General features: G+C 58.4%; 19 protein-coding genes. 10 read left to right on the top strand and 9 right to left on the bottom strand.

Annotated elements, in window-relative coordinates; translation table 11 throughout:
- Positions 1 to 65: 65 nt before the first annotated feature.
- Genes DWB85_RS15090 through DWB85_RS15080 form a run of 3 tightly spaced genes read left to right on the top strand, consistent with a single transcriptional unit; the run spans position 66 to position 2772 of the window.
- Entirely contained in the window at positions 66 to 722 is a 657-nt protein-coding gene (locus DWB85_RS15090) for a chorismate--pyruvate lyase family protein (RefSeq protein ID WP_117956301.1), read from the top strand.
- A 30-nt stretch (positions 723 to 752) separates the two neighbouring features.
- Positions 753 to 1613, top strand: a complete 861-nt coding sequence (gene ubiA / locus DWB85_RS15085; RefSeq protein ID WP_117956300.1) for a 4-hydroxybenzoate octaprenyltransferase — start codon at positions 753 to 755, stop codon at positions 1611 to 1613.
- A gap of 13 nt (positions 1614 to 1626) precedes the next feature.
- Positions 1627 to 2772: a GNAT family N-acetyltransferase gene (locus tag DWB85_RS15080; RefSeq protein WP_117956299.1), complete on the top strand. Its 1146-nt coding sequence runs from the start codon at positions 1627 to 1629 to the stop codon at positions 2770 to 2772.
- A gap of 26 nt (positions 2773 to 2798) precedes the next feature.
- On the opposite strand, the gene DWB85_RS15075 is transcribed toward DWB85_RS15080, so the two are convergent.
- Both DWB85_RS15075 and yaaA read right to left on the bottom strand, forming a co-directional pair.
- Positions 2799 to 3398, bottom strand: coding sequence for a DUF938 domain-containing protein (locus tag DWB85_RS15075; protein WP_117956298.1), 600 nt, complete (start codon positions 3396 to 3398; stop codon positions 2799 to 2801).
- A gap of 9 nt (positions 3399 to 3407) precedes the next feature.
- On the bottom strand, positions 3408 to 4193 hold the full coding sequence (gene yaaA, locus DWB85_RS15070; protein WP_117956297.1) for a peroxide stress protein YaaA: 786 nt from the start codon (positions 4191 to 4193) through the stop codon (positions 3408 to 3410).
- Positions 4194 to 4291: 98 nt separating this feature from the next.
- Between yaaA and DWB85_RS15065 the strand changes: the two genes are divergently transcribed.
- The 3 genes from DWB85_RS15065 to DWB85_RS15055 are packed head-to-tail and all read left to right on the top strand — an operon-like array spanning position 4292 to position 6610.
- Entirely contained in the window at positions 4292 to 4804 is a 513-nt protein-coding gene (locus DWB85_RS15065; RefSeq protein ID WP_239017345.1) for a TRAP transporter small permease subunit, read from the top strand.
- Between the two features lie 2 nt (positions 4805 to 4806).
- Positions 4807 to 6168: a TRAP transporter large permease gene (locus DWB85_RS15060; protein ID WP_117956295.1), complete on the top strand. Its 1362-nt coding sequence runs from the start codon at positions 4807 to 4809 to the stop codon at positions 6166 to 6168.
- Between the two features lie 34 nt (positions 6169 to 6202).
- Positions 6203 to 6610 (top strand): acyl-CoA thioesterase, encoded by a 408-nt coding sequence (locus tag DWB85_RS15055; RefSeq protein ID WP_117956294.1) that lies wholly within the window; start codon positions 6203 to 6205, stop codon positions 6608 to 6610.
- 12 nt (positions 6611 to 6622) lie between these two features.
- Here DWB85_RS15055 and DWB85_RS15050 read toward each other — a convergent pair whose 3' ends face one another.
- Positions 6623 to 7786 carry a TRAP transporter substrate-binding protein gene (locus DWB85_RS15050; RefSeq protein ID WP_117956293.1) on the bottom strand — a complete coding sequence of 388 codons (1164 nt, stop codon included), beginning with the start codon at positions 7784 to 7786 and terminating at the stop codon, positions 6623 to 6625.
- A gap of 13 nt (positions 7787 to 7799) precedes the next feature.
- Entirely contained in the window at positions 7800 to 9953 is a 2154-nt protein-coding gene (gene uvrD / locus DWB85_RS15045; RefSeq protein ID WP_117956292.1) for a DNA helicase II, read from the bottom strand.
- A 110-nt stretch (positions 9954 to 10063) separates the two neighbouring features.
- On the opposite strand from uvrD, the gene DWB85_RS15040 reads away from it, so the two are divergent.
- Both DWB85_RS15040 and DWB85_RS15035 read left to right on the top strand, forming a co-directional pair.
- Complete coding sequence (locus DWB85_RS15040; RefSeq protein WP_162846149.1) at positions 10064 to 11131, top strand: SPOR domain-containing protein; 1068 nt, start codon at positions 10064 to 10066, stop codon at positions 11129 to 11131.
- A gap of 62 nt (positions 11132 to 11193) precedes the next feature.
- Entirely contained in the window at positions 11194 to 11553 is a 360-nt protein-coding gene (locus DWB85_RS15035; RefSeq protein ID WP_117956290.1) for a hypothetical protein, read from the top strand.
- Positions 11554 to 11588: 35 nt separating this feature from the next.
- Here the strand turns inward: DWB85_RS15035 and DWB85_RS15030 are convergent, their stop codons facing one another.
- Positions 11589 to 11984 (bottom strand): SirB2 family protein, encoded by a 396-nt coding sequence (locus tag DWB85_RS15030; RefSeq protein ID WP_117956289.1) that lies wholly within the window; start codon positions 11982 to 11984, stop codon positions 11589 to 11591.
- Between the two features lie 87 nt (positions 11985 to 12071).
- Here DWB85_RS15030 and DWB85_RS15025 point away from each other — a divergent pair, with 87 nt between their 5' ends.
- Entirely contained in the window at positions 12072 to 13940 is a 1869-nt protein-coding gene (locus DWB85_RS15025; RefSeq protein ID WP_117956288.1) for a hypothetical protein, read from the top strand.
- 4 nt (positions 13941 to 13944) lie between these two features.
- Here DWB85_RS15025 and DWB85_RS15020 read toward each other — a convergent pair whose 3' ends face one another.
- The 3 genes from DWB85_RS15020 to DWB85_RS15010 form a co-directional block, all read right to left on the bottom strand.
- Positions 13945 to 16137 (bottom strand): TonB-dependent receptor, encoded by a 2193-nt coding sequence (locus DWB85_RS15020; RefSeq protein ID WP_117956287.1) that lies wholly within the window; start codon positions 16135 to 16137, stop codon positions 13945 to 13947.
- 67 nt (positions 16138 to 16204) lie between these two features.
- Positions 16205 to 17020 carry an outer membrane beta-barrel protein gene (locus DWB85_RS15015; RefSeq protein ID WP_133300633.1) on the bottom strand — a complete coding sequence of 272 codons (816 nt, stop codon included), beginning with the start codon at positions 17018 to 17020 and terminating at the stop codon, positions 16205 to 16207.
- A gap of 155 nt (positions 17021 to 17175) precedes the next feature.
- Positions 17176 to 18852: a recombinase family protein gene (locus tag DWB85_RS15010; RefSeq protein WP_117956285.1), complete on the bottom strand. Its 1677-nt coding sequence runs from the start codon at positions 18850 to 18852 to the stop codon at positions 17176 to 17178.
- 171 nt (positions 18853 to 19023) lie between these two features.
- Between DWB85_RS15010 and DWB85_RS15005 the strand changes: the two genes are divergently transcribed.
- Entirely contained in the window at positions 19024 to 19395 is a 372-nt protein-coding gene (locus tag DWB85_RS15005) for a hypothetical protein (RefSeq protein ID WP_117956284.1), read from the top strand.
- A gap of 2218 nt (positions 19396 to 21613) precedes the next feature.
- Here the strand turns inward: DWB85_RS15005 and DWB85_RS15000 are convergent.
- On the bottom strand, positions 21614 to 22127 hold a 514-nt coding region (locus tag DWB85_RS15000; protein ID WP_205422756.1), incomplete at its 5' end, for a hypothetical protein.

Here is a 22127-nt window from a genome sequence, read left to right as displayed (position 1 = left end):
CCAGTGGCATTTCAGGCCAGCAACGCCTTGCAAGGGGCGTGCTGATCGCGCATTCTCGCCACTGCATGAATAAACACACCCGCACAGCCAATGTTCATCCGCCCCGCGCCATTCACCGGGTGCGGCGCGAACCCCTGTGGCGACCGGTGGAACAGCTCACCACCGGTGAGCTGGCGCCGGCGGTACGGCGCTGGCTGCTGGACGATGGCTCCCTCACCGGCAGGCTGATCGACCAGCAGCGGGGCACATTCAGTGTCCGCCGGCTCTACCAGGGCTGGGAAGTGCCGCTGCCGTCGGAACGCCAGCTGCTGGGCTTACCGAACCGGCAGTTGGCGCTGGTGCGGGAAGTCGCCCTGAACCAGGGAAGCAACAGGGTGGTTTTCGCCCGCTCGGTGCTGCCCATCTCCAGCCTGACCGGCAAGCTGGCGCACCTGCGGCGACTGCAGAATCGCCCTCTCGGCGCCATTCTTTTCAGCCACCCGGGGATGCGCCGCAGCCCCTTCGAGGTCGCCCGGCTCAACGGCGCCTGCGACTATGTCCCGGCTGGCCTGCGCCAGCAGGGGCCGGCCTGGGCAAGGCGCTCGCGCTTTACTATTGCAGGTCGCACGCTGATGGTCAGTGAGGTATTCCTGCAGGCCTTCGAGCCCTGGCCCGGCGTGCTTCCCGTACACAGGACCCAGCGCGGCAAAGTCAGCGCTGCAATTGTCAGCCCGAAACAGTAAGCTTGGGGTCTGGCCCCAAACAAGCGCACCATGTCCACCGAGTCCAAATTCCAGGCCCTGCTCCAGCTGATCCGCTTTGACAAGCCGATCGGCACCCTGCTGCTGCTGTGGCCCACCCTCTGGGCCCTGTGGATTGCCGCGCAGGGGCGACCGGACTGGGACCTGCTGCTGATTTTTTGCCTCGGCACCTTCCTCATGCGTTCCGCCGGTTGCGTGGTCAACGATCTCGCCGACCGCCACTGGGACGGGGATGTAAACCGCACCCGCGGGCGGCCACTGGTCACCGGCGCCGTATCGGTGGCAGACGCCCGGCTGCTGTTCCTGGGCTTACTGCTAAGCGCATTCGTGCTGGTCTTGTTCACCAACCCGCTGACCATAAAGCTGTCCTTCGGCGCCGTGGCCCTGGCCTCCACCTACCCCTTCATGAAGCGCTTTACCCACTTGCCGCAGGTCGTGCTGGGCGCCGCATTTTCCTGGAGCATCCCCATGGCCTTTGCCGCCCAGACCGGGGAACTACCCACGGAGCTGTGGCTGTTGTATGGCGCCAACCTGCTGTGGACCATGGCCTACGACACCAAGTACGCCATGGTCGACCGCGAGGACGACCTGGTCGTCGGCATCAAGTCTTCCGCCATCCTGTTCGGCGATCGCGACCGGCACATGATCGGCCTGCTGCAGCTGGCATTCCTGGCGCTGATGGCGGCAGCCGGTGTCAGCTTCGACCTCGGCCTGTTCTATTACCTGGGGCTGGTCGGCGCGGCGGGCCTGTGCGTATACCACCAGTACCTGATACGCGAACGGGACCCGGCCGCATGCTTCAAGGCTTTTCTTCACAACAACTGGGTAGGCGCGGTGATCTTCATCGGCCTGCTGCTGGACTACGCCCTTTGATCCGGGAGTTGCGGTGCCCGTGAACGCCGAGTTCGTCACCAGCCTGGAGCAGGTGGATGCCGCCGAGTGGGAAGCCCTCTGCGGCACTGACTACCCCTTCCTGCGGCACCGGTTCCTGCTGGGGCTGGAGCAGACCGGCTGCACCACCGCCGAGACCGGCTGGCAGCCCTGCCACCTGCTGCTGCGGGACGGCGAAACGGCAGTGGTGGCCCTGCCCCTGTACCTCAAGCCCCATTCTTACGGTGAGTACGTGTTTGACTGGTCCTGGTCCCAGGCCTGGGAGCAGAGCGGCCTGCAGTATTACCCCAGGCTGGTCAGTGCCATCCCCTTCACCCCCGCCACCGGACCGCGGCTTTGTCACCGCGCCGAGCTCAGTGCCGGGGAGGCCTGGCAGCTGGCCATTCAGGCGCTGGAACAGTTTGCCCGCGCCCGGGAGCTCTCCAGCTGGCACCTGCTGTTCCCCGAGGAATCGGTATCCGCCGAGCTGCTCACGCGGGGTATTCACCAGCGCCGGGCCACCCAGTTTCACTGGTTCAATGAAGGCTACCGGGACTTCGACGACTTCCTCGCCGGCTTCAGCAGTCGCAAGCGCAAGTCACTCAAACGCGAGCGCCGCCGGGTGCAGGAACAAAACCTGGAGCTGCAGACCCTGGTGGGCGACGAGATCAGCGACGAACACTGGCAAAAGTTCTATCACTTCTACCAGTACACCTATGCCAAACGCAGCGGCCACGGCGGCTACCTGACCCGGGCGTTTTTTACCCGGGTGGCGGCGGGCATGGGCGACCAGGTCATCATGGTCATGGCCAGCCATGCTGGCAGTGCCGTTGCCGCCGCCCTGTACTTCCGCTCCGCGGATACGCTTTACGGCCGCTACTGGGGCTGTGAACAGGAGTTTGACTGCCTGCATTTCGAGGCCTGCTACTACCGCGGCATCGAGTACTGCATCGAGCAGGGCATCGGCCGCTTCGATCCCGGCGCCCAGGGTGAACACAAGATCCAGCGCGGCTTCCGCCCGGTGACAACCTTCTCCAACCACTGGATAGCCGATCCCGGCCTGTCAGCGGCGGTGGCCGACTTCACCCGCCGGGAGCGACCCCACACCGAAGCCTACCGCAAGGAAGCGGAAACCCTGCTGCCCTTCAAGCAAAGCCGCTGATTATCCGCTGGGCGTTTCATGTCCGCTCAGGCTTTGCGCCAGAGCAGCAGGCGATTGTTGGCGGGCATCCCGGCATCGGCCTCCAGGGCAAAGCCCGTCGCCACTGCCAGCGCGTCCACCTGTTCAAAATCGCGGATGGCGCTGTGGCGGCTTTGCTGTGCCAGCCACTGGTCAAACCTGGCGTTGCTGTCCGAGGTGTACTGGCCGCGGTAGTTGAACGGGCCGTAAATCGCCAGCAGGGTATCGCCAGCGGCGCGGGCGCCGAGCTCGGCAAATAGGTCCTGTACCGAGTCCCAGGGCATGATATGCAGGCTGTTGGCGGTGAAAACCGCGTCCGGAAAATCGCCGCAGGGCCAGGGCCGGGAGCTGACATCGAGCGCGCAGGGCGGCAGCAGGTTAGCGCCATCGTAGGCGCCACAGCGCGGCGCCAGCACGGGCAGGTTTTGCGCCAGCTCGGTGGGCTGCCACTGCAGCTGCGGCAGATGACCGGCAAACCAGCAGGCGTGCTGGCCGGTTCCGGCCGCAATTTCCAGTACCCGGGTGCGGTCGGCGAAGGCTTCCGCCAGCACCGCCAGGATGGGACCCTTGTTGTTCTCGCAGGCCTGGGAAAAGGGCAGGCTGTCCACGGCGCCGGCCTATTTTGCCGCCGGCGCTTCGTCGCGGGTAAACACCCACTCATGGGCGCTGGACTCGGCCTTGTTGTAGCGGTAGCCGTCCTTGCGGAAGCGCTTCATGCCCGTCGGCTCGTTGAGGCCCTTCTCGATGATATAGCGCGCCATCTGGCCGCGGGCTTTCTTGGCGTAAAAGCTGATGACCTTGTACTTGCCGTTCTTGAGGTCCTTGAACACCGGAGTGATGATTTCCGCATCCAGCTGGCGCGCCTGCACCGACTTGAAGTACTCGTTCGAGGCGAGGTTGACCAGCACCCGGGAGCCGGATTTTTGCAGCAGCCTGGCCACCGCCTTGTTGATGTCATCGCCCCAGAACTGGTAGAGATTCTTGCCGCCCCGGTTGGCGAACTTGAGACCCATCTCCAGCCGGTAGGGCTGCATCAAGTCCAGCGGGCGCAGCACCCCGTACAGGCCGGACAGGATGCACAGGTGCTTCTGGGCAAAACCCAGCTGGTCGGCGCTCAGGGTCTCCGCTTCCAGCCCGGTGTAAACGTCGCCCTTGAACGCCAGTACCGACTGCTTGGCGTTGTCCAGGCTGAAGGGCGCGGACCAGTTCATGAACCTGGCGTGGTTGAGCTCGGCAATATTGTCGCTGACTCCCATCAGCGCACGGATATCGTCGGGACTCATGTTGCGGGCGTCCTCGACCAGTTCGCCAGCGCGCTCGATAAACAGCGGCTGGGTGGCCTTGCGGGTGGTGGGCGGGGTATCAAAATCCAGCGTTTTCGCCGGCGAAATCACAGTCAGCATTACTCAGGGCCTGTCGGTTAGTGCAGCGCCGGGGAGTCCCCTTCGGCGAGTGGGCTATGATACTCTGCCCACCGTGCAATAAAAAAGACCTGATCCGCATGGCCCTCGTGCGCAAGTTTGTGCAGACCATAGACGCCTTTACCGACCATTTTGGCCGTGCGCTGGCCTGGCTGGTGCTCGCCATGGCGCTGCTCACCACTGTTATCGTGGTCATGCGCTACGGTTTTAACAGCGGCTCGATTTTTGCCCAGGAGCTGGTCACCTACATGCACGCCACCCTGTTCCTGCTCGGCGCCGGCTACGCCCTGAAGCACAATGTGCACGTAAGGGTGGATATTTTTTACCGCGGGTTTACCGCTCGCGGCCGGGCCTGGGTGAACGCCCTCGGCGGTGTGGTATTCCTGCTCCCGCTTTGCCTGTTTATTATCGGCGTGAGCTGGGACTTTGTCAGCGAATCCTGGGCCATGCGCGAAACCTCATCGGAACTGGGGGGCATTGCCGCGGTTTACGCACTCAAGGCATTGATCCCGGCCCTCGGCATCAATCTGCTGCTGCAGGGCGTGGCGGAAACCCTGCGCAATGCGCTGGTGTTGGCAGACGGCAAGGGCTGAGCATGGAGTATCTCTCGCTGTACATGTTCCTGGCGGTCTGCCTGCTGTTGATGCTCGGCTACCCGGTCGCCTTCACCCTGGCCGGTACCGCCCTGGCCTTTGCCGCCGGCGGCATTCTTGCCGGGGTATTCGACGCCGGCTTTCTCGCCGCTTTCCCCGGTCGGGTGTTCGGCACTATCAACAACACCACCCTGATCGCGGTGCCGCTGTTTATCCTCATGGGCACCATCCTGGAAAAGTCGCGCATTGCCGAGGAACTGCTGGGCAGCATGTCGCGGGTATTCGGCCGCCTGCAGGGTGGGTTGGGCATCTCGGTGGTGGTGGTCGGTATGTTCCTGGCAGCCAGTACCGGCATTGTCGGCGCCACGGTAGTCACCATGGGGCTGCTGTCGCTGCCCAGTATGTTGCGCGCCGGCTACAGCCCGGCGCTGGCCACCGGCACCATCTGCGCAACCGGCACCCTGGGGCAAATCATTCCCCCCTCCATCGCCCTGGTGCTGCTGGGAGACATCCTCGCCAACGCCTACCAGCAGGCGCAGCTGAAAATGAAGGTGTTCAGCACCCAGACGGTATCCGTGGGCGACCTGTTCGTGGGCGCCCTCATTCCCGGCCTGGTGCTGGTGGCCCTGTATATCATCTACCTGACCGTTATCGCTCGCCTTAACCCCGAGGCTGCGCCACCGGCGGATGCAGAACCGGTCTCCCCGGGGGAAGTCCTGCGCGGCCTGTTGCCGCCGCTGGTACTGATAGCACTGGTGCTGGGGTCCATCCTGGTCGGTGCCGCAACGCCCACCGAGGCCGCCGGCTTTGGCGCGGTGGGCGCCCTGTGCCTGGCGCTGGCCCGCCGGCAGATCAACTTTGCCCTGCTCAGGGAAGCGGTGATCGACACCATGGGCGTCACCTGCATGGTGTTCATGATTCTTATCGGCGCCGCGGTGTTCTCACTGGTATTCCGCGGCTTTGGCGGGGAGGAGCTTATTCACGGCTTCTTCCTCGACATGCCGGGCGGGGTGATGGGCGCGACCCTGGTAGTCATGGTGGTGATCTTCCTGCTCGGCTTTATCCTCGATTTTATCGAAATTACCTTCGTGGTGGTGCCTATCGTCGGCCCGATCCTGCTGGCCATGGGCCTGGACCCGATCTGGCTGGGCATCATGATCGCCCTCAACCTGCAAACCTCTTTCCTCACCCCGCCCTTTGGCTTTGCCCTGTTCTACCTGCGCGGGGTAGCGCCGGACTCCGTGCCCACCGGGGCTATCTACCGCGGGGTGGTACCCTTTATAATCATCCAGCTACTACTGATGACGGCGTTGTGGTTCTGGCCACAAATGGCCACCTGGCTACCCGCCCTGCTGCAAAAGTGACGATCAACCCGACAACCTGACCAGGCGCAAGCGCATGAACGACATCGACAGCACCCCCGTGCCTCACGGCGACCTGGCCCTGCAGACCGTGGCCATGCCCAAGGACACCAATCCCAACGGGGACATTTTCGGTGGCTGGTTGATGTCGCAAATGGATATTGCCGGCATGGTCACCGCCGCCGAGGTCGCCGGTGGCCGGGTGGCCACCGTGGCTATTGATGCCATGGCCTTCCTGACACCGGTCCACGTGGGCGCGGTGGTGTCCTGCTACTGTGACGTACTGGAAATCGGCCGCAGCTCCATTCGCATCATTGTCGAGGTGTGGATCAATTCCAAGCACGATGGCGAGCCGCTGAAGGTGACCGAAGGCGAGTTCGTCTTCGTCGCTATCGACGACAACGGCCGCACCCGCGCCATCAAGCGCCAGGGCCCGTCCGCTTAGGGTGAGCAGGCCCTAAAAGTCCTCATCTTCGAGCACCACGTCACGCAGGTTGATGTAGGACTGCTCGGAGATGTGGTGGTAGTTGCGCACTCCCTTGTAAAATTCTGCGTAGGACGCGTAGACACGCGCCGCCATGGGGTCGTTGGCCACCAGTTTGTCCAGCGCCTCGCGGGTACCCTGCCACAGCGCCCTGAGCACATCATCGGGGAAGCGCCGCAGCTCCACGCCATGCTCTTCAATCAGCTCCCGCAGGGATTCGTTATTGCGCCCCGTGTACTCGTCCAGCATATCCTGGCTGGAAGCGCGGGCCGCATAGCGCACAATGGCCTGCAGGTCTGCGGGCAGCGCGGCCAGGGAATCCCTGTTGACGATAAATTCCAGTACCGAACCAGGCTCGTGCCAGCCCGGGTAGTAGTAGTACCTGGCCACCTGGTGAAAGCCGAAAATCCGGTCGTTGTAGGGCCCAACCCACTCCAGGGCATCGATTACCCCGGTTTGCAGGGACGTATAGAGTTCGCTGCCCGGCAGGGTAACCGAGGTGCCCCCGGCAGCGGTAAACACCTCCCCGGCGAGGCCCGGAATACGCATTTTCAGGCCCTGTAAATCGGCGATGGAGTTGATTTCCTTGTTAAACCAGCCGCCCATTTGCACCCCGGTACTGCCGCCGCCCATGGGCACCAGGTTGTGGGGCGCGTAGGCCTCCTCCCAGAGCTCCAGCCCACCGCCGTAGTGCAGCCAGCCAAAGGTTTCCTGGGCGTTGAGGCCAAAGGGCACCGCGGTGAAGAACACCGACGAGGGCACCTTGCCCTTCCAGTAGTAGGCAGCGCCATGGCCGGCATCGGCCACTCCCTGGGAGACGGCATCGAACACCCCCAGGGCAGGGACAATTTCACCGCCGCCGTAGACCCGGATCCTGAGGCGGCCATTGCTCATCTCGTCGACCATGCGGGCCAGGTTTTCCGCCGCCGAGCCCAGGCCGGGAAAGTTCTTGGGCCAGGTGGTAACCAGCTTCCACTCGAATACCTCGTCCGAGGTGGCCAGCGCCTCTCCCTGGTGGGCGCTGCCCTGGCGACCGGCTTTGTCGGTGGCCCAGAGGCCGATCACGGCAACCAGCGCCGCCACCAGCAGGAGGATGATGACCGGGGCGAAGCGCTTTTCCGCAGGAGCCGTTGCCATTGTTATTTTCCTGTCATACCAGCTGCAAATTGGCGTACTGCAAGACCAGCCATTTGCTGCCTTCGTCATCGAAGTTGACTTCTACCCGGGCGCTGCTGCCTCTGCCCTCGAAGTTTAGCACGGTGCCCTCACCGAAAATCTGGTGATAGACCCGCTGGCCCAGGCTCAGTCCGGTATCCGGCACGGTCGCCTGGCTGAGGCTGCTGACCGGGCGCGCCACCGTGTTGTTGAGGCGCACCTCCTGCAGCAGCTCGGCGGGGATTTCGCGAATGAATCGCGACGGCGCATTAAAGCTCTCGCTGCCGTGCAGGCGCCGGGACTCGGCATAGGTGATTACCAGCTGCTCCATGGCCCGGGTAATGCCGACGTAACACAGGCGGCGCTCTTCCTCCAGCCTCCCGGGCTCCTCGATAGACATGCGATGGGGAAACAGGTTCTCCTCCATACCCGCGAGGAATACCAGTGGAAATTCCAGGCCCTTGGCCGAGTGCAGCGTCATCAGCTGGACACTGTCCTCGTGCTCGTCGGCCTGGGCATCGCCTGCGTCCAGCGCTGCGTTGTCGAGGAACTGCTGCAGGGGCGAGCCGTCCTCCGCCTCGTTGCTGACAAACTGCTTGGCGGCACTGACCAGTTCTTCCAGGTTTTCTACCCGGGCCTGGCCCTTCTCGCCTTTTTCCTTCTGGTGATACTCGATCAGGCCGGCATGCCCGATCACGTGCTCCACCAGCTCTTCCAGGCTGAGTTCATCGGTGCCGGAGTCCAGTTCGTTGATCAGTACCTGGAAACCTTGCAGCGCCGACAGGGCCCGCGCGGGCAGCAGTTTTTCCGCGATCACCGTGGCAATCGCCTGCCACAGGGACAGCTCCCGGCTGCGGGCGCAGCTGCGCACCACATCCAGGGTCTTGCTGCCAATGCCCCGCGGCGGGGTGTTAATGACCCGCTCCACCGCGGCGTCGTCGCCGCGGCTTTGCAGCAGCCGCAGGTAGGCCAGGGCATTGCGAATTTCCAGCCGTTCATAAAAACGCTGGCCGCCGTAGATCCGGTAGGGTATGCCGGCGCGAATCAGCGCCTCCTCCAGCACCCGGGACTGGGCGTTGGAGCGATAGAGTATGGCGGTGGAGGCCCGGTTGTTGCCGTTATTCACCCACTGCTCGATCTGCTCGACGATAAACCGGGCCTCGTCGTGCTCGTTGAAGCCGGCGTAGAGGGTAATGGGCTCACCCTGCTCGCCGGCGGTCCAGAGCTCCTTGCCGAGCCGGCCGAAGTTGAAGGCGATGACCCCGTTAGCGGCCTGCAGAATGGTCTGGGTGGAACGGTAGTTCTGCTCCAGGCGGACCGTGTGGGTGCCCTTGAAGTCATCGCCGAAACGCTGGATGTTTTCAATTTTGGCGCCGCGCCAGCCGTAGATCGACTGATCGTCATCACCCACCGCCATCACCGGAATCTGCTTGCCCGCCAGCACCCGCAGCCAGGCATACTGGATGGTATTGGTGTCCTGGAATTCGTCCACCAGGATTTCCCGGAACCGGCCCTGGTAGTGAGCCAGCACCTCGGGGCTCTGCAGCCACAGCTCGTGGGCGCGCAGCAACAATTCGGCAAAGTCCACCATACCGGCGCGTTCGCAGGCGGCCTCATAGGCGCGGTAAACCTGCAGCATGGTCTGGGCGTAGAGGTCGCCGTGGGGCGCCTCGATATGGTGCGAACGCAGGCCCTCGTCCTTCTGCGAGTTGATGTACCACATGGCCTGTTTCGGCGGCCAGCGGCTTTCATCCAGCTCCAGTTCACGGCAGACCCGCTTGACCAGCCGCAGCTGGTCATCGCTGTCCAGGATCTGGAAGTTTTGCGGCAGGCCCGCCTCCTTCCAGTGAGCCTTGAGCAGGCGGTGGGCCAGGCCGTGGAAGGTGCCCACCCACATGCCGTGGCCGGGAATGCTCAACATCTCCTCGATGCGGGAGCGCATTTCGCGGGCTGCCTTGTTGGTAAAAGTTACCGCCAGTATCGACCAGGGCGAGTAACCCTCGGCGCGGATCAGCCAGGCGATGCGGTGAACCAGCACCCGGGTTTTGCCACTGCCGGCACCGGCCAGCACCAGCATGTTCTGGCTTTCGGCGGCAACGGCGTCGCGCTGGGCTTCGTTGAGGGGGGAGAGAATATCCGATACATCCATCGCCGCATTCTAACCGAGACAGCCACCCCGCGGACAAAAATTCGCTACAGAAAATGGTGGTTCGCTCTGCTACTATCCCCCGACACAGGGACAACGGGGCACAGTCCGCCATGAGCGATCGGGACGACGACAACACGCCAACGCAGGCAGCAGACCAGGACCAGTCCCGTCGCGACAGCCTGTTCAGCGATTTCGAGGACACGAACGAGTTTGAGGACTCGGATCGTGACAGCGACTTTGCCGCCATATACACCGAGGTGGACGACGAGGAACCTGAATTCGGCGATGAGGACCTGGCCTGGGAGCTGGAGGAGGAAGACCCGGACGGCAAAACGGGGGCTGCTAACCGGGATCCGTGGGGCGAGTCCGCGGACACCGGGCGGGAAGAACCCGACCTGTGGGAAGCCAGCCCCAATCCGCCCGGCGCATTCGATGACGAGCCGCCGGAAGCCGAGGACGCTCTGCCGCTGGCCGCCACTGCCAGTACCGCCGGCGACAGCGACGACTGGGAGGCGTTTGAAGACGAGGAATATGAAGAGGAAGAACGCCGCGAGCTGTCGATCTCCCCGGGCATGATAGTGGTAGCCCTGATCGCCCTGGGGCTGCTGGTGGCCGGCGGTTACGGGGTCATCGATCAGCGGGCCGGGATGCAGGAAGAGATCCGTGAACTGCAGGCAAAGCTGGGCACAGCGGCGGCGCCATCCGAGGTCACCGCCAGCCGCCAGGCTGCGGAGCAGGCCGCGGAGCGCAACACCCTGCTGGAGCAGCAGGTGGCAGAACTGCGCCGGGAGAACCGCAGCCTGCAGGCCATTGTCACCGGGCTGGAGAAACAGTTGACCGCCCAGCAGGAAGCCATCAACGAGGCGACCCCGGCAGCAAAGCCGGCACCGGAACCGGTGGCGAGGCCGGCACCGGCAAGCAGCAGCGCCCCTGCCGCGGCGGGCAGCTGGTTTGTCAATTTCAGCTCCTACAGCCAGCGCAGCACCGCCGAAAGCTGGGCCAGTAAACTGCACCCCGGCAAGGGCCGGGTCATTGTGGCCAGCGGCGACAGCAATGGCCGCACCATCTACCGGGTGCGGGTTGTCGACCTGCCGGACAAGGCCGCGGCAGAGGCCATTGCCCGCCGCCTGGAAGCAGATTACGGCCTGGCCAGACTGTGGGTGGGACAATCCGGCTGACTTGGCAGAACCAGCGTCTACTGTTAATGTCTAATTCCTCGAAACACTGCTGAGATAAGACCATGAAAGCAATCAAGTACACCGCCCTGGCGCTTGCCCTGGGCAGCACCTCCGCCCTCGCCGCCGACTGCGAGCCCCCGGCGCAGCCGGAAATGCCCGACGGCGCCACCGCCACCATGGAACAGATGCTCGCCGGACAAAAGGCCGTCAAGGCATTTCAGACCGCGAACCTGGATTACATGAAGTGCCTGGAACCCGCGCTGACCGCAGCGGAAGCCGCGGTCAAGGCCGGGGAAGAAGGCGCCATGGAGGCCTACCAGACCGTACAGGACACCTATAACGCCGCCGTTTCCGCCGAGGAAGCCGTCGCCGGCGAGTTCAATACCGAGATTCGGGAATACAAGGCCGCCAACCCGGGCTGAACTTTAGCGGCCGCCCGCCCGGGGCGGCCCGGCTTTCACCAGAATATCACCAGCGGGCCCCACGCCGAGTGGGTCCGGGCCACAGCGACAATGTAGCCCGCAGTTGCCAGTGCGGCGATATAGGCCAGCAGCTGGTCGCGCCTGCGGGCGGCAAAGCGCATGACCACCATGCCCAGGCCAATATACAGCAATAGCGCCAGTATTTTGGCCAACACCCAGGGCAAGGCCAGCGGCGAGGCCCCCCAGAGAACCAGCATGCCTATCGCCGACCCGAGCAACAGCGTATCCACCAGGTGCGGCAGTACGCGACTGAGACGCGCCTGGCGCCAGGGGTTGTCCGTGAGCGCCCAGTAACCACGCAGGGTGAAACCGGCAATGGATACCAGCGCACAGCTCACGTGGACCAGCTTGAGGATTGTAAAGAGCGTCATTCTCCCAGTGTACCAGCAATGCTTTAATCCATGGTCGAATAGCGGACAGCGGACGGGGTTTGCCGCCGCAACTGCTGGAATAGCGAAATGAACCGACGCCACACCCAGCGCGCCATCCACCTGGCCGCGATTACCCTGTCCCTGTTACTGGCCGCCTGCCGCATGCCGGTGAAGGTCAGCGGCCAGGGCTATGTGTTCGGCGAGGAAACGCGGCAGCTGTATCGCGCCGGCTACACCTTCGATATCAAGGAAGATTTCCAGGAGACCTTCTGGCCGGTGCCGGCCCCCGGCTACAGCTTTGGCCGCTGGACGGACATTTGCAACACGACCTACGGTGCCTGCGAGCTGTCCCTGGACAAGCAGTTATGGCGCCGCGATGACAGTATTCCTCTGGGGGCCCGTTTTCGCCCCGATTACCGCGGTCCGCTGGAAATCTGGTACTACGAGACCTACTGGGACGCTGCAAACCGGGCGCTCTCTGTGCCCCTTGCCAGCATCGACCTGCGCGGCGTACACAGAGCTGACAGCCCGCGCTATTTCATGGCCTCACCGGACCTTGAGGTCATTATTCCGGCACGCCGCGTGGGTCCTGACTTGCTGTTTTCACTACCCGGCGACGACTATCCGCCCGGCGATTACTGGCTGTTCGCCTCAGCCACCGACAGCGAGGGGACCATCGCCAGCGCCTCCATCAGCTTCGGCCTGGTCAGCCAGGTTATCGCCCGGGACTTTAGCGCTTACGACGCCTCCTCGCCCTGGGCCGCCGTGCTCCCGGCCTGTGTAGCGGCGAACACACCCTTCCAGCTCTGCGACCTGACGACCCTGCCATTTATTGGCGACCTCCAGGCCAGCGTCACGGTCTACGATGTACTGGCGCGCACGGCGGTCTCCCACCCGTGGATGGGGCGTCGCTTCAAGCAGGTGCTGCGCGAACTGCCGCCCGCCATGCTGCAGCTGTTCCGCGGCGCCACCGCGGTGGTCATCGGCGCCGACATACGCCCCGCCTTCTACACCTCCGCCACCGGGGCGGTGTACCTCGACCCGCAGGACCTGTGGCTTACCCCGGAAGAGCGCCAGACCATCGGCTGGGAGCCCGACTATCGCACCGAGTTCGGCGAGGGCCTGAAGTTTATCTCCTACGATCTCTACATCAGCGGCAACGGGGCCGCCTGGACACCCTCCTACCTGTATGAGGCGTCCGAGTCGCGGCAACTGCAGGACATTGTCCTGCCGGTGGCCAACCTGCTGATTCACGAACTGGCGCATGCCAACGACGCCATGCCGCCGGCGCTGCTCGGCACCACCCCAACGAACGAAACCGTGTTCGATGCCACGCTGCGGGCAGAGCGCCAGAGCCCCTCGTTGCAACTGCTCAGCACCAATCCGCTGGCATCCACCTTTCTCTACCAGCTGGCGGACATCCTGTATTTTGGCGCGCCGGTATCCCAAACCGTATTGCAACTGAGCGCCCGCGAACTCGGGCTGGAGTTCGCCCAGGACGCGGCCAACGCGCTGTATGCCTATGCCACCCCCTATGAGGACACCGCCATGCTGGTGGAAGAGGTGCTGACCAGCCACTACTTCGCTGTGCAGCGGATAGTGTCCTTCGTCGATGCCCCGGAAACGGAAACCGAGGACTGTCGTGATTACACCGTGCAGTGGAGCAACATCAACCGCGCTGCCCGGCCTGCAATCAGGGAGCGGGCCCGGCTGGTGTTGTCGGGCATTCTCGGCGAGGCAGATGTGTCCCGCTACCTCGATGCCATGCCGGCGCCGGGCACGCTGGAACGGGGCCTCAGCCTGTGTGAGAACCTCGATCAGCTGCCCAGTGTCACCCCGCGAACCCCCGGCAGGTTTATCCCGCCGCCGGCACTGGCGAGACAGCAGGCGGCGAAGTTACGCAGCCACCGGCAGATGCACCAGCGCAGCGGCCGACAGCGCAGCCACCGCCACTAAGGTCTCAGAACCGGTAACGCCCCTGCAGGGCAAACGTCCGCGGCCGGCTGACACTGCCAATGGTGGTCGTACCCGCGGGCACCAGCTGGCCGCCAAAATAGGGAAAGTCGAAGCCAAATGAACTGCTCTCGTCCAGCAGGTTGCGCCCCACCAGGGCCAGCTCCCAGTCCCCTGCCGCGGCCGCCACCGCCAGGCGCAGGTCCACCAGGGTCAGGGCACCGTCAGGGCTGGTCTCTCCCCGCTGCTGGAACTGCTCATCGCGATAATTGATGGCGCCCTCCAGGCGCCATTGCAGGGCGCTTCCCGGGATCGGCAGGGTCCAGGCCGCGTCCACTGAGGCGGACCATTCGGGGGCGTAGGGCAGGCGCAGGCCGGTGTCAGTTTCCTCGGCATCGGCGTAGGTGGCGCTTGCGCCCAGCACCAGCGCCGGGCCGAGCAGCCAGCGGGTCTCCAGTTCCAGACCCCGGCTGCGCGCCGGTACGGTGGAGGTAAGAAAGCCGGTGCCGATAAACGATACGACCTGGAAGTCATCGATGTCGGTATTGAACAGGGCCGCGTTGAGCAGGCCTGCACCATCCGCCAGCTGCCACTTCAGGCCGAGTTCGGTGGTTTCAGCTTCCTCGGTGGCAAACTCCGCCTCTTCGGGCACCGCCACGTCATTGGTAAAGCCGCCGCTCTTGCTGCCCCTGGCCCAGGAAATATAGCCGGTCAATTCACTGCTGACATCGTACTGCAGGCTGGCCGAGCCATCGAGGTTGTGTTCCGAGCGGGCCAGTTCGGTGGGTGCCACTACCGGCGCCACCACATCGGCCAGAATATCGGCCAGCGGTCCGCCACTGCGCAGCCGCTGCCGGCCCCAGACGGCGTCCTTGTCCTCATCGGTGTAGCGCAGGCCCAGGTCCAGCTGCCAGGCACTGTCGAGGTACAGACGCAACTGGCCAAAGCCTGCCAGCACTGTCGTATCCTGGTCATAGGTCTTGAGGCTGGCGGAGTCTACCGGCAGTGGACCCAGCGTATACGGCGGCGGAAACGCGGCGTCGGTGATATTGGCGTATTCGAGGCTACTGTCGTGGTAGTAAACCCCCAGCAGGTAATCGAAGCGCTCACCGACGGGCGAGGCTATGCGGAATTCCTGGGTGAACTGTTCGTAGTCGCTGGCGAAGACCGAGGTCAGGTAATCCACCGACAGGAAATCGGTGTCCGTGAGCCGGTCGTTGTCGTACTCCGACCAGCCGCTGAACGACGTAAAGGTCATATCACCCAGGCCCTGCTGGTAGTGCAGCGTGGCCCGATGGGTGGTCTGCTCATCGTCGGCATCGCCGCTGCTGCCATAGGAGGTGTATGCGTGTTTGTGCTGATCCAGGCCGATATCGGCGCCGGGATCCATGCCCTGCATGAAACCGAGCTGGTCCTGATCGGGCTGGAAGGCGTCACCGCGAATGCGCAGGTCGTCGTACTGGTAGCTGGCGTAAAGCTCGCCGCTGCCACCGAGCGTGAAGTTGGCACCCAGGCGCAGGGTCGACTGCTCGCGCGCCGGCACCTCGTTACCGGTCGTCAGGTTGTCGACATAACCCGCCTCGTCGACTTGGTTGAACGCCAGCCGGTAGTTGCCCAGGGCGCTGGGTAAATCCACAGCGCCGGTGGTGTATACACTGCCAAAAACGGTTTCATAATCCGCCTGCAGGTAACCGGCCAGCTCCTCTCCCGGGCGCACACTGACGATACTCAGCGCGCCCAGGCTGGTGTTCTTGCCCAGCAGCGTATTCTGGGTGCCCTTGATCACCTCCACCCGCTCGAGGTCGAACAACGAGGCCTGGAACTCGCGGATTCTGCCGGTCCAGATGCCGTCGATAAACAGCCCGACTGACTGATCGAGACTCTCACTGGCCGAGCCGGTGCCGAGGCCGCGTATGGTTACCTGGGCCAGGTTCTGCGGGGTGTGCTGAATCACCAGGCCCGGCACCGAATCGGCCAGGTCCGTGGTGGTGCGGATGCTGAAATCGTCGATGGTGGAGGCGTCTACCACATTGATCGTGAGAGGAATGTCCTGCACGTTTTCTGTCCGCTTCTGGGCAGTGACCAGCACCTCTTCCAGCACCAGCGGTGCTGCCTGCGCCACATAATGATAGTGGGCCAGACCAACACCGCAGGCTAATAGCGACAACCTCAGGGCAGGCCGCCGGGCAAGTACAGACATAAAATCAGGTCCAGAAGGAATGGTTGCAGGATTGCAGAGACGTTAATGCCGCTCGGATCAGCCTCAGTTAGAAGCGGTAATTCAGGAACAGTGTGGGCCCTCTGAAATCGATATCGTATTCATTCTCGCGGTTGGACGACTTCTCCTGGGTGAGGTCGAGTTTGACGTACTGGTAACCCAGCGTCAGCGCCCAGGTGTCGCCAATGCCGAAGGCCAGGCGAGGATGGATATAGGTGAAGCCGCCATCATAGTCGCCATAGTTGGCGCTGAGCCAACCCGCGTAGAGTGCCAGCCCCCAGTGGTCATTCAGCTTGTAATAGGCCTGGGCCCGAAGATTGGGCAGGGGTGCCAGCAGTTCACTGGAGCCTGTGCTGGCCTCGCGTTCGATATTGCCCACAAACGCGCGCCCGGTGATGGAGGTTTCCAGGTCGATGGCATGAATGCCTCCCCCCAGCAGAAACTCGGCGTTGCTGGTGCTGTAGGCCGAATACATGATGTCCAGGATATAGGTGTCGATGCTGAGTTTGGTATCAACGGAAGCACCTGCCTGGAACTCCTTGCCATCGAAGTTGAAATCTTTTTCAACAGCGCGACGCCCGCTCTGGTCAAACTGGTAGGCCAGGCCGACCAACATCCACCTGGGTTTGAACCGCCAGCGTCCCTCCAGTGCCCAGCTCGCATCATCGTCCTTGATGCCCAGGTCATCCAGGTCGACCTTCACCTCCGGCAGCTTGCCCACCGACGCGCGCAGGTCAGCGTCCACGGTCTGGTAGGCCGCGCCCACGCCGATCATGTCCCTGACATGGAAAGTAGCGGAATCTTCGGCTGCAACGCTCGAGATGGAGATCAGGAGTAGTGAAAACAGGGGAAAGCGAAGGTTCATAATTTAGTCCCACCGGGCTTATTCCAACCAGATCCAGAAACGCCACTGGTTCCGGACCCACCAGTCCAATGATTATGACGCCTGCCGGACCCTTTGGGTAGTTTGTTATTCCACCGTAACCGAATAATATGGTTTGGGGGTTTTCTGAGATTCCATCATACCGATTCACCAATGTTTTTTTTTGGTCGACCAGGACCCTTGTTCAAATGTCCGTCGACCATCAGAAAATCCACACCATCCTGGATGGACCAACCCTCTGATCTCCTCTCAGGATTCAGGTAGTCGATCTTGTCATTCACTATGGGGACTCGGAATGAAAGTTTCAGTTGATGATACTTTTCATCCTGATCCCAGAACACCTCAATATGATCCAAGATTTTGAGTAAGTAGTCCCGTTTCTCTTGGTCACTGAGATTGGACTTACTCTCGACATCGGTTTTGAAGAGGGATAACCAATCCACCCAAGAGTTTTCAACCTGGAAGAACTGGAACTCCTGTTTTGACTGGTCCAGTTTTTCTTCGATCTTTGTCTGTTCTTCTTTGAGATTCTTTCTGATTAGATTCGGATTTCCAGAGTGTCGTTTTAGGAGAACATCGGTTTCAAACTTGGAAATTGTCGACTCAATCTCGGAAAGTTCTTTCTGATACCTTTTGATTCGGTCCTTCAACTTCTTGGTAGTCTTCGATCCCTCTTTCCGATTCTCAATAATTTCGGGTAGGACCTTGTCCCGAAACTCCTCTTTCAGGTGATACGAATCCCTCACGGTCTCCATCACGGTACCCCATATAAGGTCATCGGTTTTTGGGATATTCATGGATCGGATCATGGAACATCCATGACCTCTACTACACTTCTTAGGGTTCTTCTTACCCTTTACCCAATCCCTCTCTTTTTTAGGACAGTAGTAATGGTATTCATTCTTGGATTCTTTGATACGACCAGACATTTGACTACCACAGTGACCACAAACGAGAAGGTCTCTGAGTAGATAGAATCTTTTAGTTGGGTTCTGTCGTTGTTTTCTCTTTAAAGAGAGTTCTCTTACTCTCTGGACCTTATCAAAGGTGATCTGATCAACTATTGGGGGGGTCGATATTCTGACCGTTTCACCTAAGGACTTATCCGTATAAAGGTAGTATCCAATATAAACGGTGTTACTCAGAATTTTTTGAATCGACCCCATAGACCAATTGGAGTTACCCCGTCTCGTCAGTACTCCATTGGTATTCAGTTTTTCCCTGATTTTCGTTGTGGATACATTCTCCGAGTACAGCTCGAAAATCTTTTTGATCCACTTACTTTCGAATTCGTCGACCTCTAGCTTCTTGTCATTGATCCGATAACCGAAAGGTGGGGGCCCCCCTCTCCAATTACCGGACTGAATTTTCAAGAATCTGCCTTGTCGGGATCTCTCCGTTCTGACCTTATTATCGTACTGACTGATTTCACTCATTATTCCTAGGATCAAATCATCCATCGGATTCTTGAGTTCCATCCGTCCAGACACGGTATGGAGAGTGACTCCGTGATCCAACAACTTGAATCGGATCATTCCCCAGGTTTTCTGATTCCTAGACAGTCTATCCGTGTTGTATACAAATAGATCTTGTATTTCGTCGTTCTCAATACGACTTAACAGTTCTACCAATACGGGTCGGTTTTCGAGGTCATCATGAAAACTAGACTGTCCCCCTTCATTCCAAACCTTATAAGGGATACCCAGTTCCTCTGACTTTTTGATACCCAAGTTCTTCTGGTTTTCTAACGAAGTCCCCTCTTCCTCCTGAATTGAGGAAGACACTCGGGTATAGATGTGAAGACAGGGTTTCATGACATCTATATTCGATAAATTTGCAGAACAAGACAACTCTGGACCCACAATTTCTTGCTAGAAATCAATATGTTATCTGCATCAACCATGATCTATTAGATTCCGATCTATCTCGTTGTCTTCAATTGGATAACGTCTGATGGTCCCCGGGACAACCTGAGGAGGGTCATCATGAAGCTTGATCAATCGTTAAACCTTGTACCTGTCAAAAAGCCCGACCAGCAGAATCCAATCGTGCTACGTCGTGAACGTCTCTTGAAGTCGATCAATAGACAATTGGATCTGGTTCAGAAGTATCGCATGGGTGAGAAGACTACCCGTGTATGGTTCTGGATCGATGAAGAGGGTAATTACTTTCTTCCTATCAAGTACGGCAAGCACGTTCTGGAACTTGGGAAGGGCAAATTCTCGATCCAATGCAGTTCTCTCAATGACGTTGAAAACAGTCTTGAATCCGTAAAATCTTTCGTAATGAAGGGTGAGTTTGATCAGGTGCTAACAAAGGGTAGTCGGGAGATCCGAAAGAAATTCGGTAAGGAGTGATCTATCAGGTCCGACGGTCACTTACACCGTCGGACTCTATTTGGTCTTGACCATTATTATGGTTACCGATTCGTCGTTACCCAAAAACGACTTCACCTCTTTTTGAATCGAGGTCACCTCTGACTTCGAGACCTCTTTAACCAACAAATTCGTAACTCGAGATTTGGAGAGTCGTGAAATCAATTCAGTTTTCGTTTTGGGAGAAACTACGGAGGAGATCATCGATGATTTCTCCAATCATTTTGATTCTCCGGTTCATCCGAAGCCTGGTGTTTATCCTTTTGTATTGACGTATTTGAGGATTCTAGATCAGATACCAGTGTCTCCATACTACTGACATCAAATTTCGATTCTAGGTGGTTAGAAAGGGTTTTACCGATGTCCTCATTTCTACGAATCTGATCAGAAATTTTTGCTGTCATCTCTGATGTATAGATTTCCATGAATCTAATGATCTGATTCGTCATACTCGTGTTATTCAACTGACACACTTTCGAGAAATTCGAACCCACGATATAGGGGACTCTAAAATTCATTAGTCTTCTTGAATTGTCCACTAATCTCCTCCATACATGAACTGTTCTAACGTGTTGGTTGTCATTCTAGGGTTAACTTGAGGTCGTGTTAGACACAGGTACTTATCACGTAATGTATCCAAAGAATCCTTTGAATCATTTACTAGAAACTTAAGAACGATTTCTAACTCTCCTCTAGAGATACGTTGATTCTTTAAGAGCTTAATTCTTAAATCTTTCAGGTGATTTCTAATATCTATGTTCTTCTGGCTGCAAATAACAGCCAAGTAACTCGAAAGAACTTCTAGTCTCTTTTCTCTAATATTGTTCATAGTTTTACTCCAAATAGACTTTAAAGAACTTTTACTTTTCATTAGGCAATACTTCGGATTAAAGAAGTCAATTGACTCCCTTTTTGAATAGAAGGTTGAGGAACGGAATTTATATTCAACAATTCCTATGAGTGTTTAACCAATCTATTGTATCTCTGTATTTTTCTTTTGTGATGTAATCGATCCATCCATTATCAATCTGATGAACGATGTCGATTTGGTTGTATCCCCACCGAGTGTTTGTCCAACCACTTCGAATAAGTCTTTCAAATCTGTCAGGGTTTTTGGGGAGAGGGTTTTTGATTGCCAAGTGATAATGAAGTCTGTCTATACACGAGTTTTCTAATGAAGAGATGACTTCCAATCCAGTGTTGAATCTCCTGTAACGATTACCGAATATTTCACCGTTCATCACATTCAAAAAATGTCGTAGATTCTGATGACACGTAATCTCATCTAGCTTTTGTCCCTCCACTCTTTGCTTCAGAGTAAGAGTCACTCCCCACCAGTTTTCTAAATCACTTAGATGTAGAAACTTTCTAGTTTCTTTCCGTAACTCTCCCGATACGACATAATTCACGTTACTCACTCCTTATATATTTGATATTTATAAGATCTTTACTTTTCACCGAGAAAAACCATGTCCAAATCTCCTCAGATAAAGGTCAAATCTCGACGTCAACACATTCGATTGTGGTTTGAGTACTACAAGCTTTGTTTGGACGATCCAGAGTTACAGGACAATCTGAGGAGATCTGAGGACTTCTATCGTCCCTGGGGAGTTGTCCGTCAAACCAAGTTCGATGACTGGTGGAAAACACATTCGTACTTGTTCGGTGACACGAGAGTTGAGGAAATTTCTCGTGTATCTAAGAACCCAAACGTCGTGAATGTTTCAATACCTATCAACCAACCGATCACACAGTCGATTAAGACCATTAAGGAGTTAATAGAAGGTCGTCAAAAACAACGGTTGGTGGAACTGGGAGTCGATCCACGAAAAGTGAAATCACCGTCTAAGTCCCTTCAGAACAAATACGACTTCACACCCGGTGTAGAGATTCGGGGGAAGACAGAATATGAAATCTTCCTGATTTATCAGATCTGGGTTAACAAAGGTAGGCCACCAGTAAATTCTGAGTTCTGTAAGGAAGTTGTTGAACGACTTTCTTCAAGACCCAAGAGTAAGTGGGTCCCTTATCAACTTTCTGTTCCACCTGAGTTGAATAAGAAAGGTAAAATGGAATATACCGACTCACAAATTCGGTCTGTTCGTCGGTACATCAAGAAGGGTCAACAAGTCTCCCGTTCAGTTTCTCTCGGTCAATTTCCCGGAAAGCATCATCTAAGATAAATGTATTGTCTGTGAGATCATGTAACCGAAAATCTCACGACGTCATCTACAAGATGAATCATTGTCGACTGTTGATAATTGTCCCACTTGTAGAATTGATACTCCCGAAACGGATATGTCACCTCCATTTCCGAGGGAAAATATTCGTCTAGTTTCTCGACCGTTGAGACAGTCGTGTATTCTGATTCTTTCTCACGAGTCACCAGCTCCTTCTTCAGACGGTCCAGAAGATCAGGTCGGTTTTTTTCTACAATCCATGTTACTTTTCCTGAACGAGTGAACCTCTTGTATCCAATCTTTTCACTAAAGTTGATCAGCACTTCAAGTTGATCGATACCATCGAAAATTTCTTCCTTCCAAAAGACCTTCTCCAATTGATCCAGAAACTTACCTTTTACTTCGAAGGTTGAGGTCACTGCTGTCCCATAAATCAGACATAAAAAAGGCTTGAATCTCAACAAGTTGGTACAATGGAAGTGCGAACAAACACTGTAAAACTCGGGAGATTCAAGCCTTGGCACATCATAATAC

Origin of the sequence: Seongchinamella sediminis (assembly GCF_003457605.1) — a bacterium.
Taxonomy (GTDB): domain Bacteria; phylum Pseudomonadota; class Gammaproteobacteria; order Pseudomonadales; family Halieaceae; genus Halioglobus; species Halioglobus sediminis.
The sequence above is the reverse complement of the archived record's forward strand: the minus strand, read 5'-3'. Positions and strand labels throughout refer to the sequence as shown.